Source organism: Labilibaculum euxinicum (assembly GCF_009795715.1).
GTDB classification, from domain to species: Bacteria; Bacteroidota; Bacteroidia; order Bacteroidales; family Marinifilaceae; genus Labilibaculum; species Labilibaculum euxinus.
In genome coordinates, this window is record NZ_WTCR01000002.1 from 83,149 (window position 1) to 96,865 (window position 13,717).

Sequence of the window (13,717 nt, forward strand, 5' to 3'; positions counted from 1 at the left end):
TGTTGTGAATTTTATTCTACCTATTTCTAAAATAGAATATATTGAAAGTAATTGATATTTAGTCTGTTTTTAAAATATGTGAATTATTGTATATTTGAGAATTCATAGCACCTACCGATGATAAAAACTTTAAAGAACAAAAAGCTTTTTTTAAGCGCGTTGTTAATTTTATGCCTTAAATTTTCCTTTGCCCAATACAGTTTTAATAGGATCACAAAGGAACAAGGACTTCCTCATAACAATGTTGAATGCATTTTGCAAAGTGCTTCTGGATTTATGTGGTTTGGTACTCGGGATGGCTTTTGTCGTTTCGACGGTTACGAAGTGAAAGTATATCGAAACACACAAGATACCAATTCTATTTCCGGAAACAGGATATTATCTGTTGCTGAAGATAAAGATGGATTTATTTGGGTGGGAACCTATCAAAATGGAGTTAATAGATTCAATCCAAAAACAAATCAATTCAAAAAATACGGCATCAGGAATGGTATAGGCAATCAGATTTATCGAATAAAAGTTTTAAAAGATGGGACAGTTGTCATAGGCAGCAACAGTGGTCTTGCTTTATTTGATAAAAGCACGGATTCATTTAAAGTATATCATCCTAACGGTGAGCCTCAAAGTATAAACTCTTACGTAGTAAGTGATATTTTGGAGACTCACGATGGACAGTTATTTATTGCAACTTTTGAAAAGGATATTCAGCGTCTGGATAGAAAAACCGGTAAGTTTTTTTCGATATCCTACAACAATTTAGAATTAAATTCAGGGAATTATCGAAAGCGTCTTCTTGAGGACAGAGAAGGTAATTTATGGATATCTGCTGACAAGCACGGTTTATGCAAATACAACCGGAAATCGAAAAAATCAAAATTTTATTTTAAAAAAAATGGTCTGAGTTCTGAAGTTCTGACTGGAGATATGATTGTAAATTCGGATGGTAAAATCTGGATTGCTTCAGATGGGGGAGGAATTAACATATTGGATACCCGAAATGAAACATTTGATTATGTGAATTTTGATGATGAAAATGTTAATAGTTTGCCAAGTAATCAGGTATATACATTATATAAGGACAATGCCAACAGAATTTGGGTAGGAACATACGATAAAGGTGTAGCATATTATGATCCTCTGGCGAAGAAATTTGCAAACAAACTTTTGCCTGATAATATTTGTTCCTTTTTTAAAGGCAAATCGGTGCTTGGCATTTTACAGGATAGTAAAGGAAATGTTTGGATAGGTACAGATGGATCAGGTTTACATGTTATCAGCAAAGAAAATAAATTAACTCATTTTTATTCTAAGATTTCAGATGAAACCAGTATATCGGGTAATGTTATCACTAGTTTGGCAGAGGATGTAAATGGCAATATACTGATAGGTACTTACAACGCGGGCTTAAATATATATGATTATAAAACGAAATCTTTTAAGCATTTTCATCAGAATTCTCAAAACAATTTAAGTTTACACTCCGAAAATGTTTGGACCATTCTGGTGGATAGTCAGGGGAAAAATTGGCTGGGACTTTTGGGAAATGGTGTTGATCTTTTTAATTCAGATACAGAGACATTCAAAAATATAGGACCATCTTCCAGAGAATTGATTAAAATTGATCATTCCAATGTGATGTCTGTTATGGAAGATTCCGATGGAGATATATGGTTTGGTACCGAAGGCAACGGAATATATGTTTACGACAAGCAAGCTAATAATGTATTGAGAATTAGTACAAATTCAAATATTACTACCGAAGGTGTAATTAAAGATTTATTTCAAGATAAGTGGGGAAATATTTGGATTGGAACAGAAGGGAATGGCCTGTTTAAATACAATAAAAAAGAGAAGGAAGGCATTCAATACACATTAAAAAATGGTTTGCCATCTATGATTATTCTTGGTATACAGGAAGATGCAGCCGGTGGAATTTGGGTGACGACCTATGATGGAATTGCTGTGCTAAGTAAGGATTCGAAGGAATTTATGTCTTTTGATAAATCGGATGGTTTATCATCGAATGAGTTTAATGCTCAGGCTTTTATTAAATTACAAGATGGTACTTTTTTAACCGGATCTAAAAATGGGCTGGACATTTTCAATCCTTCAGAATTGTCCTTAAATCTTACGATTCCAAAAGTTTATTTTACGAAACTAAAAATCCAGAACCAGGAAGTTTTACCGGGTGATTCAATTAATCAGCTGGTTAAATTGCAAAATGATATCACACACACCAAAGAGATTGAGTTAACTTATTCCGATAAGGTCTTCTCAATTGAATTTGCGGCCTTGAATTATACACATCCTAAAAAGTGTCAGTACAAATATAAATTGGAAGGGTTTGATGAAAACTGGTACGATTCCGATTCCGAACATCGTTTTGTATCTTATTCAAATTTAAAAAATGGAAATTATACATTTAAAGTTCAAGCTTCAAATAATGATAAAAAGTGGGGGGATAATATAGCAGAGCTTAGCATTCATGTTCTTCCTCCTTTCTGGAAAACCAAATGGTTTATTTTCTTAGTTGTTGGCTTAATAGTTGGTGTAGCAGTGGCAGCTTATAATTATCGATTGCGTCTTTTAAAAATAAAATTCCTGCAGGAACAGGCTTTAAAGGAAAAAAGAATAACAGAACTTGAAAAGGAAAATATTGAATCGGAATTGGAAAAACTGACCTTTTACACGGTAAATAGAAACAGGGTACTGATCAATTATAAAAATCGGATGCTTGGTCTTGCGGCCAAAGCAATGCCTGCAGTAAAAAGTGGCTTGCAGATTGTAATTGATGAGATTGATAACGAAATCAACGATGATAAGGAGTGGAAATACCTTGAGCCTCGGTTGGATAAAATGTACAATGAATTTATAAGTAAGTTACGCAATGAATATCCGGATTTAACTTTGTCTGAGGTAAAGGTTGCTTCGTATGTAAGAATGAATCTTTCTTCAAAAGAGATTGCCGAATTTATGCATAAGACGACACGAGCAATCGAAAACGACCGCTATCGCCTTCGAAAAAAATTAGAACTCGATTCCAATGAGTCATTACAGAGATATTTAATGGATTTATAAGTTTTTCGTTTGGTTTATCTCCATTTTTGTCATCAAATTAATGCAATTTATTGTTTTTATAAGAATCAGTTTATAAGATATTTACAACTGTCAGAGTAGTTTTGAGTAGTGTCTGTAAACGTTTGAGGAGTATTTGAGAGGTATCAAACTCATGTTACCCTATTGTGCGCATATATATTTGTTTTGAAAATCAAACAAACAAATAGATGACAAGCACAATATTGAAATATTTTTTATTTGCAGTTATTAGCATAGGCATACTTAATGCATGTAATCCAATTGCAGGACAAAGCAATCAACAGAATGGAGATCAAAATTTGCAGACGAATAGTCGAAGCAATAATAAGATTACTCTTGAAAAAGCAATTCAATATACTACCGCAAAAGAAGGGGATTTAAGATTCTCAAAATCTGATGGCCTGTTGGTTGGGGATTTTAATCAGCCGGAAGAACATTTTTCCACTCTTATACTAGATGCAAAAAAGCGTTTTCAAATTATTGAAGGTTTTGGTGGTGCACTTACCGATGCTGCCGCAGAAACTTTTTATAAGCTTCCCAAAAACAAACAAAACGAAATTTTAGAGGCTTATTTCGATCGTGAAAAGGGAATTGGCTATAGTTTGTGTCGTACTCATATTCATAGTTGTGATTTTTCAAGTGAAAGCTATTCTTATGCAGAAGTAGGCGGCGACACGGCTTTAGACAATTTCTCCATAGAACACGACAATCAATATAAAATACCTTTCATCAAAGAAGCTTTGGCCAAATCAGGGAATGAAATGAAACTTTTCGCTTCACCCTGGAGTCCTCCTGCGTGGATGAAAACCAACAACAACATGTTGGAAGGAGGAAGTTTAAAACCGGAATATTTTCAGACTTGGGCTGATTATTTCGTTAAATTCTTTGATGCCTATAAAAAGCAGGGGATTGATTTCTGGGGGCTTACAGTTCAAAATGAGCCATTGGCAGTTCAACGCTGGGAATCCTGCATTTTTACTGCTGAGGAAGAAAGAGATTTTGTAAAAAAATATCTGGGGCCAACTCTTGAAAATAGTTCAATGGGGGACAAGAAAATTATTATCTGGGATCACAACCGAGGATTAATGTACCAGCGTGCTCAAGTTGTTTTAGATGATCCTGAAGCTTCAAAATATATTTGGGGTACTGGTTTTCATTGGTATACCGGAGATCATTTTGAAAACGTGAAACTTGTATCCGAGGCATTCCCTGATAAGAAAACCATTTTCACTGAAGGATGTGTATTCCCGTTCGATTACAGTAAGCTGGGTGAATGGAGTTGGGGAGAAAGATATGGAGAGTCAATTATTCATGATCTTAATAATTCGGCTTCGGGCTGGGTTGATTGGAATGTTTTACTCGATGAAAAAGGAGGTCCGAATCATGTTGCCAATTATTGTTACGCACCAATTATCGGAAATACAAAAACGGGTGAAATTGTCTACATGAATTCCTATTACTACCTGGGGCATTTCTCAAAATACATCCGTCCAGGTGCACAGCGTATCATTTGTTCTTCGAATGATGACAATATTCTGGCAACAGCTTTTGTAAATGAAGACAATAGCATTGCTGTTGTAGCAATGAATCAAACCGATAAGCAACTTGAATTTAAAATATGGTTAGAAGGAAGAGGTGCATTGTCTGTTCTTCCTGCTCATTCAATTGCAACAATTGTTATTAACGAATAACCACAAATCCAACAGGAATAAATCTATACCAATGAAACTGCTGCTAAATAGTAAAAATATGTTACGACGACTTGAATATCAATCAGAAGGAAAATACGGGAATTGTAAAATGAAGATTTTTCTCAATCTCTCCTTTTTTATATTCTTGTTCCTTAGTTTTTCCGCTCCTGCTTTTTCGCAGGGATTTGCACATGTTAATGGAACAAGTATTGTTGATGGAAATGGAAACAATTTAATAATCAGAAGTATCGGAACCGGGAATTGGATGATTCAGGAAGGTTACATGATGCAGTCTTCAGATGTAGCTAACACTCAGCATGAGTTCAGAAATAAATTAATTGAAACAGTAGGAGAGACCCGCACCAACGAATTTTATGATGTTTGGCTTTCAAATCATTTTAGAAAAATTGATGTTGACTCGATGTCTGCATGGGGATTTAATTGTATACGTGTTGCAATGCATTACAAATGGTTTACTCCTGCCATCGAAAACGAACCTGTACAAGGCGAAATAACATGGACAAACAAAGGCTTCGACATGATAGATGATTTGCTTTCGTGGTGTTCCGATAATCAGATGTATTTGATTCTTGATTTGCATGGAGCACCAGGAGGACAAGGGAAAGATGCTGCAATTTCTGACTACGATTCTTCGAAGCCATCCTTATGGGAAAGTGAATTGAACAAAGACAAAACAGTTGCACTCTGGAAAAAAATTGCTGAAAGATATAGTAATGAGCCATGGATTGGAGGTTATGATCTAATTAATGAGATCAATTGGACATTTCCCGAGGGCAACAATTCGAAAATTCGCGATTTGTATGGCAAAATTACCGATGCCATTCGTGAGGTGGATACCAATCACATTTTATTTATTGAAGGGAATTCGTTTGCTAATGATTTTTCTGGTTTGACTCCTGCCTGGGATGATAACATGGTTTACAGTTTTCATAAATATTGGACATATAATGATGTAAATGCACTAAAATGGATAACAGATTTTAGAGAAGAGCAAAATCGTCCGGTTTGGTTGGGTGAAACAGGAGAAAACTCGAATACATGGTTCACAAATTTGGCGGCATTAGCAGAAAGCAACAATGTGGGATGGTCATGGTGGCCGGTGAAAAAATCAGGCATTAATAACATACTAAAGGTTGAAACGAATGCTGATTATTTACAAATGATTGAGATGTGGAAAGGCAATGGTACAATGACTTCGGATGAAGCATTTAGTGCGGTTATGACCTTTGCCAACAATCACAAATTTGAAAATTGTACGATTCAGTACGATGTAATTGATGCCCTTATTCGTCAGCCTCACACAACAGAAACAAAACCATTTAAAACACATACTACAAGTCAGAAAATATTTGCCGTCGATTATGATCTGGGCAGAAACAACTATGCTTACTTCGATACAGACACTGCAAATTATCATCTAAATACCGGTGAATATAAGGCATGGAATCAGGGTTGGGAATACCGCAATGACGGTGTGGATATTGAGAAGTGTAATGATACGGAAACCAATGGTTACAATGTTGGTTTTGTGAAAAGCGGTGAGTGGTTACAGTATACCGTTAATTCGGAAGCTAATGCGGCCTATAAATTAGAAATCAGAACAGCTGGTACCGGGAAAGCCTCTATGCATATTGAGGCAAACGGTCAGATAGTTTCCGAAACGTTTGAACTTCCTTCTACAGGCAGTTGGACCAGCTATATAACCAGCACAATAAATAACATTATTCTGCCAAAAGGCATGGTTAAAATTAAACTTGTGTTTGATGGCGGTGAGCTGAATGTAAACCGCTTTTCATTGATTGAACCAGTCGAAATAAGCGCTGTTCCTTTTAAGCTGTTAAAAGCCGGTTCTGCAAAAATTGATAATGAAATATTTCTTGATGTAAATCGGCCAATTACATCGGTTGAAAACGATATTAATATCAATGAATTTGAATTAACGGTTGATGGAGAATCAGTTCCCATTTCAGATTTTATTTTGGATCCGAATAACAGCCGAAAGATGATTCTAATGACTGAGAAGGATTTGTTTTATAATCATGAAATCAAACTTTCCTATACAGGAAACAGTGTAGAATCAGGTTCTAAAGAACTGGAGTCTTTTGCAAATGTAATTGTCGAAAATAATTTCAACAGGCATTTTGAAATACCTGGAAAAATTGAAGCGGAAAATTTCATGATCAATAGTGGCTTTGAGTTGGAAGATTGTACCGACACAGGAAAAGGGAGAAACACTTCCTATGCTTCGGATGGTGATTATTTGGAATATCTGCTGTATGTGCCGGCAGCGGGAACTTTCACTATGAATTTCAGGTTTGCTACAGCAAAAAATGCAAAAATTCTTGTTTTGAACTCAGTGAACGGAGAAATGGTTTCCAATGAATCTGTTTTTTTTGGAAGTACCAATGGATGGCAATCCTGGCAAACAAAATCCATAACAATAGATCTCCCGAAAGGCAAAACAGTTTTACGCTTATTGTCTGAATCAGGAGAACACAATCTGAATTGGATTTCTTTTGATGACGGCACTGTTACAGGAATTGAGAATCCAATTCATGAGTCGAAATTTGAAGTATTTCCCAATCCGACGTCCGATATTTTAAACCTCAGTTTTGAATCCTCTTCCAGCAGGCAAATTAGTCTTTTTACGATGGGCGGAACGCAGTTGTTTTCTCAGTTGAGTTCCGAAAAAAGTCATTCCATTAATGTAAATGAATATGCAACAGGTATATACCTGCTTACAGTTTCAGGTGAAGACATAAACAAAACCGTGAAGGTTCTGATTGTTAAATAAGTGTTTTGCTTCAATAGTAATACAGATTTCAATGGCAATTCCTCACCAAATATCTCAGGGAAAAAAGTCAAACTTAATTTCGGAATTGCCATCACCAAAAAGGCACAAGAGGGAAGCTGCTCTCTTACTGTTATTGTTTCTTACAAAGCTGGGAATCAGCAGGAAAAACATATTGGGTTTGCAATTACCCGAATATAATTACGGTGGATCCGGAAGCTAACAGACAGATCCATTTATTGAAAATAATTAACTAATCATCTTAACTAATTATCTATGAAAAAAACAGTCTTGTTTTTAGTTTTGGCATTATTTTGCTTGCAATCCTTTGCACAAAAGCATGTCGTAACAGGTATAGTGGCCTCAGCAGAGGATGGTATACCATTGCCGTTTGCCTCGGTAGTGATTAAAGGTACTACAATCGGTACTACTACCGATATGGATGGAAAATATCAGATTGAGATCTCAAATGATGGGATACTGGTATTTTCGCTGATTGGTTTTAGCTCACAGGAAATTGTGGTGGGAAACAATTCAGAAATGAATGTGGTTTTAAATGTGGAAACAACAGGACTTGACGAAGTTATTGTTGTTGGTTACGGAGTGCAGAAAAAGAGTGTTTTAACTGCTTCAATTGCGAAAGTTTCAGCAGATGATTTAGAAAGTATTGCACCTGTTCGCATCGATAATGCTCTGAAAGGATTGGCCTCAGGAGTAACCGTTACATCATCTTCCGGACAGCCGGGAGCTTCTTCGCAAGTACGAATTCGTGGTATTGGTACGATTAATAATAGTGATCCATTATATATTGTTGATGGTATGCCAATTGATGGAGGAATAGATTATTTAAATCCAAGTGACATTCAGTCTATTGAAGTTCTAAAGGATGCTGCATCAGGAGCAGTATATGGTGCCCGTGCTGCTAATGGAGTTATTCTGATAACTACAAAAAGTGGAGATAAAGGCAAATTATCTGTAAAATATGATTTCTCGCGAGGTTGGCAAAGCAAATGGAATAAAAGGGATGTATTAAATGCCCAACAATATGCTTTACTGATAAATGAAGGTTTAGTTAATTCAGGGGAAACTGCAAGATATGATGATCCTTATGCATTGGGTAAGGGTACAGATTGGCAGGATATGGTTTTTTATGACAATGCCCCTGTTGAAAACCATCAATTGAGTGTTAGCGGCGGATCCGATAAAGTTCTATATTATTTCTCTGCAGGTTATTATAAGCAGGATGGAATCGTTGGTGGAAATTTTGACCGTTCTAATTATGAGAGAATCTCATTAAGGTCAAATACAACATACCATCTTTTGGATAATATGAACCGTAATTTTTTAAATAAATTAACAGTAGGAATTAATGTTGCCTATTCAAGAATAAACTCTAAAGGTATTGGAACAAACTCCGAGTATGGTTCAGCACTTGGAGGTGCAATTTCATTCTCACCATTGTTAGGTTTGTATGAAGAGGATCAGGCAGCGGCTGCAGCCCTTCACCCAACGGCGGTTCGTGACCCAAAGAATGGGTTAATTTATACAATCGCTGGTGATGACTATAACGAAATCACTAATCCGGTCGCTCAGCTGGCTTTACCGGGAGAAGAGAATAACTCGGACAAGTTAGTGTCGTCATTTTGGGGCGAATTAACGATCTGGGACAATTTAAAGATTAGATCTTCATTTGGAACTGATCTTGCATTTTGGGGTAATGATGGTTGGACACCTGAATATTATTTAGGTAAATCTGCTTATTCTGATTATTCAAAAGTTTGGTCGAGTATGAATCGCGGATTTACCTGGCAGGTAGAAAATATCTTATCATACGAAAAGAGTATTGCCGACAAGCATAATTTTAACGTAATGTTAGGGCAATCAGCTAAAAAAGTAACAGGTCGTGGTTTAGGCGGAAGTAATAAATTTATGGTTGAAGAAAATGGAGACAAAGCCAATATTGATTTTACTACCGGAACAGCTGCAAATGGAGACCAGACAGTTGGAGGAGGAGCTTGGAGCCCACATACTTTAGCGTCAATGTTTGCCCGGTTAAGCTATAACTTTTCAGAGAGATATATGTTTCAGGCCACTATTCGTAGAGATGGTTCTTCTAATTTTGGTCCGGGAAAAAAATATGGTGTGTTCTCCTCAATTTCACTGGGATGGAATATTACAAATGAGGCATTCATGGAATCACGTCCAGAGTGGTTAACTTCTTCTAAACTGAGAGCTTCATGGGGTAAAAACGGGAATGAAAATATCGGGGCTTTTGGTTATACCGCCCTTACTTCAACAGGTAATAATTATGCTTTTGGACCAGGGAATGGAACATTAGTAAATGGAACAAAAGCATCTGGGCTGGCTAATACTTCATTAGCATGGGAAGAATCGGAACAAACCGACATAGGACTTGATTTCGGATTCTTAAATAGTGCATTGACATTTACAGTTGATTACTATGAGAAGAAAACCAATGGAATGTTGATGACGATGTCGATTCCTTCTTATGTGGGAGAATCAAAACCAACTGGTAATGTTGGAGATATGAAAAACTGGGGTATTGAATTTGATTTAGGCTATAGATTCAAGCTTGGAGATTTCAACTTTAGCATTAGAGGAAACGCTTCTTATCTTGAAAACGAATTGGTTAATCTGGGAAATGCAGATGGTTTTGCTAATTACGATAGCTATGCTAATGTAGGAACTATTTCGAGAGCCCAAAATGGGTTGCCATTCCCCTATTTTTATGGATATAAAACAGATGGTATTTTCCAAAATTATGCAGAAATTAATTCACATGTGAATAATGAAGGTGGCTTAATCCAGGCGAATGCAGTTCCTGGAGATGTAAGGTTTGTGGATTTGAATGGAGATGGCTCTATTGGAGATGATGACCGTACAATGATTGGAAAGGGTATGCCTGACTGGACATACGGTATAAACTTTGGAATTGATTTTAAAGGCTTTGATTTTAGCATGATGCTGCAGGGAACTGTTGGTAACGATATTTATGATGCTACCCGACGTACAGACTTGCGTTATATTAATTTGCCTGCCTATATGTTAGATCGTTGGATAGGAGAAGGAACTTCCAATACAATTCCTCGCTTTTCATTTTCAGACAATAACGGCAACTGGTTATCATCTGACCTCTATGTTAAAGATGGCGATTATATGCGCATAAAAAATGTAACATTAGGTTACACTCTACCCAAAAATATTGTCAATAAGGCATTTGTAAATAGTTTGCGCTTTTATGTTGCAGCAGAGAATCTTTTCACTTTCACAAAATACGACGGTTTTGATCCTGAAATTTCTTCAGGAGGTACTTCTCTTGGTATTGATCGCGGAATATATCCTCAGGCAAGAACATATACAGTTGGTTTAAACCTGTCTTTTTAACGATTAAAAACTTAAAGTAATGAAGAATAAATATATTTTAATTTGCAGCTTATTTTTTATCCTTTTGGGTTCTTGTAAAGAGGAGTTCCTTGAAGTAGATTCGGCAAGCAGCGTATTGATAGATGATTATTATACAACAGAGGATCGTATATTTGAAGCACTTGTTGCTGCTTATGATCCATTATCCTGGACAGATTATGCCTGGGGACAATATACTCAACTTAACTTAGTGTCAGATGTAATGTCAGATGATGTGTATGTTGGAGGAAATGACCAGGGTGATTTGCCTTTTCTGCATAAGATGTTCAATTACGAAGCGACACCGGAAATTGTTTGCAGCGATTTATGGACCACTTTTTATTCAGGAGTAAAGCGTGCTAACGCTGTTTTGGAATATATGGATAATGTACAGGATATTTCCGAATCAAACAAAGCACTTTACATTGCTGAAGCTAAAGCATTAAGGGCTTACTATTATATGTGGTTATGGAAACTTTGGGGTAATATTCCATATTATGAAACTAATCTCGATTTTCCATATATAGCAGCTCAGTTAACTGCCGATGAAGTTTATGAAGGTATAATCACAACATTAGAAGATGTGATTGCCAATGGTGGATTATCAATAAAAACTACTTCTGAAAATACAGGACGAGTGTCCTTGGCCATGACTTATATGGTATATACTGAAGTGGTGATGTATCAGAATGATGAAAGCCGCTATTCAACAGCATTGGCTTACATGAATGAAATTATTGCAAGTCACCAATATATCTTGAATGATGATTTTGCAGGAATTTGGGAAGAAAGTGGAGAATGGACTAAGGAATCTATATTTGAAGTGAACTATTTTAGTGTTAATGGAGGAAAAGATTGGGGGAGTGCCATCGGTGATGGGGGTACTGTTTATCCTAAATTGATTGGTATTAATAGTTTATCAGGAAGTGATGATTTTGATGGAGGTTGGGGATTTGAACCTGTCCGTCAGGAAGCATATGATTTGTATGAGGATAATGACCAACGTAAAAATGGTGGAATTTTAAATTTTGCAACTTATGCAGCTCAATCTGGAGCTACTTACGAAGGACGTTATCAGGACACAGGAAACTTTTTGAAAAAATACCTTCCAAGAGCTAACGGAAATGCCGGTTATGCAGGTTCTGCGGATATGAATTACAACAATAACCTTAGGGTTTACCGATATGCTGAAACACTACTTAACGCCGCTGAATTATTAGCACGTGGAGTATCAGGAACAGGAAGTGCTCAAACTTATTTAGATGAAGTTCGGGATAGGGCAGGTGTAGGTAGCATTACTGCTACTGTTGATAATATCATTAAGGAACGTCATCTTGAGTTTGTGGGTGAAGGTAAGCGCTATTGGGATTTGGTTCGTACCGGAATGGCAGCAACAGTACTTGCTCCAAACGAATACAGAAAAAACACTTGGACAGAGAATAAAAAACATCTGCCTATTCCGCAGGCCGAGATGGATTCAGATAGCGGTTTAACTCAAAATCCTTATTAAAAAACAAAATATAATCATATGAAACGACCCCTATAAAAAGTCTTACACACAGGAGGATGAGTGTAATCTGGGAGTTCCATATGGCAAGCACACAAAAATATAATCATATGAAACGTATTGAAATAATATATATAGGATTATTCGTCTTGTTAACTTCTTTAGGAATGGTTTCCTGTACTCAGGATACTTACGACGATCAAGAACATGTAACAGAACAAATGATAGATGTAAGATTTTCAGTGGATGAAATTTCTGCAAATAGATATCAAATTACGACCAATAGTAACAAATATGTTATTAGTAATTATTGGGATCTAGGAGATGGAACAGGTTTTTCTACTGGCGGTAATTCATTTGAATTGTTCTTACCAGATGCAGGAGAATATGAAATAAAGCATAAGGTAATTGTAGCAGGTGGAATTTTAAGCAGCGAAGCATCAAGCGTGGTGAATGTTGAAACTTCAGATCCAATTTCTGGAAATTTAATCAGAGGAGGTAAGTTTACTTCTGAAGATGATATAGCAGAATGGACAATTGGTGGCACGGGTGCAGGTAACGGCACCTGGAATTTTAATGACGGTAATGCTAACTTAACAACGCCCAGCTGGGGAGGTAATGGAATTTACCAAGCCATCCAGGTAGAGGAAGGGCGTAGTTATCAAATCGATATGTATATCAGTTCTACTACAGGCTGTTCTGATACATGGTTCGAAGTGTATTGTGGTTATAGTGATCCGGAAACAGTATCCGGCGATTACAATGAAGGAGAAAAATTATTGAGCATAAATACATGGGATGGAAGTGGAACAACTCCATTTGCAGGGAAATTTACTAAGGTAGGAAGTTCAACCGAAACCAATGGGGTCTTTACCGCAGCAACTGCAGGAACAGTATATCTTGTTATAAGAGGTGGCGGTGGTGATATGAAGGAAGGAATTACTATTGATAATGTGGAAATTCGTTCAATTCAATAACACCTCTGTCAGGTTTGGGCTATATACTCATGGATTTAAATCTGGAAGAGTTCATGATTATAATAAATTAGAATAGTTTATGGGGCGTTGCATTCGGAAGGCATTGGAATTCTTTGTGCAGCGCCCCTTTTTTAAGTTTGCCGTTGAAGGGACTGAGAAAGAAACTCTGGGCTAAACTAATTCAATTTTCACACAGGTGAAAGTTGATTCC

The 13,717-nt window shown here is 36.5% G+C and carries 6 protein-coding genes; all 6 read left to right on the top strand.

The window, feature by feature from the left end:
* Nucleotides 1–117: 117 nt before the first annotated feature.
* The 6 genes from GQR60_RS02410 (at nt 118) to GQR60_RS02435 (ending at nt 13,506) form a co-directional block, all read left to right on the top strand.
* Nucleotides 118–3,078, top strand: a complete 2,961-nt coding sequence (locus tag GQR60_RS02410) for a two-component regulator propeller domain-containing protein (protein WP_124991399.1) — start codon at nt 118–120, stop codon at nt 3,076–3,078.
* A 206-nt stretch (nt 3,079–3,284) separates the two neighbouring features.
* Nucleotides 3,285–4,787, top strand: coding sequence for a glycoside hydrolase family 30 protein (locus GQR60_RS02415; RefSeq protein ID WP_124991400.1), 1,503 nt, complete (start codon nt 3,285–3,287; stop codon nt 4,785–4,787).
* Between the two features lie 58 nt (nt 4,788–4,845).
* The gene (locus GQR60_RS02420; protein ID WP_225441315.1) at nt 4,846–7,602 is read left to right on the top strand and encodes a carbohydrate-binding protein; all 2,757 of its coding nucleotides are present in this window, start codon (nt 4,846–4,848) and stop codon (nt 7,600–7,602) included.
* Between the two features lie 273 nt (nt 7,603–7,875).
* Nucleotides 7,876–11,004 (top strand): SusC/RagA family TonB-linked outer membrane protein, encoded by a 3,129-nt coding sequence (locus GQR60_RS02425; RefSeq protein WP_124991401.1) that lies wholly within the window; start codon nt 7,876–7,878, stop codon nt 11,002–11,004.
* Between the two features lie 19 nt (nt 11,005–11,023).
* A complete protein-coding gene (locus tag GQR60_RS02430) occupies nt 11,024–12,532 on the top strand; it encodes a RagB/SusD family nutrient uptake outer membrane protein (RefSeq protein ID WP_124991402.1) in 1,509 nt (502 codons plus the stop codon).
* A gap of 107 nt (nt 12,533–12,639) precedes the next feature.
* Nucleotides 12,640–13,506: a hypothetical protein gene (locus GQR60_RS02435; RefSeq protein ID WP_124991403.1), complete on the top strand. Its 867-nt coding sequence runs from the start codon at nt 12,640–12,642 to the stop codon at nt 13,504–13,506.
* The last annotated feature ends 211 nt before the right edge of the window (nt 13,507–13,717 follow it).

What these genes read in the sequence shown, in the direction of transcription:
- GQR60_RS02415 (WP_124991400.1), top strand. Translation starts at nt 3,285, where the DNA reads ATGACAAGCACAATATTGAAATATTTTTTATTTGCAGTTATTAGCATA.
- GQR60_RS02435 (WP_124991403.1), top strand. Translation starts at nt 12,640, where the DNA reads ATGAAACGTATTGAAATAATATATATAGGATTATTCGTCTTGTTAACT.
- GQR60_RS02420 (WP_225441315.1), top strand. Translation starts at nt 4,846, where the DNA reads ATGTTACGACGACTTGAATATCAATCAGAAGGAAAATACGGGAATTGT.
- GQR60_RS02410 (WP_124991399.1), top strand. Translation starts at nt 118, where the DNA reads ATGATAAAAACTTTAAAGAACAAAAAGCTTTTTTTAAGCGCGTTGTTA.
- GQR60_RS02430 (WP_124991402.1), top strand. Translation starts at nt 11,024, where the DNA reads ATGAAGAATAAATATATTTTAATTTGCAGCTTATTTTTTATCCTTTTG.
- GQR60_RS02425 (WP_124991401.1), top strand. Translation starts at nt 7,876, where the DNA reads ATGAAAAAAACAGTCTTGTTTTTAGTTTTGGCATTATTTTGCTTGCAA.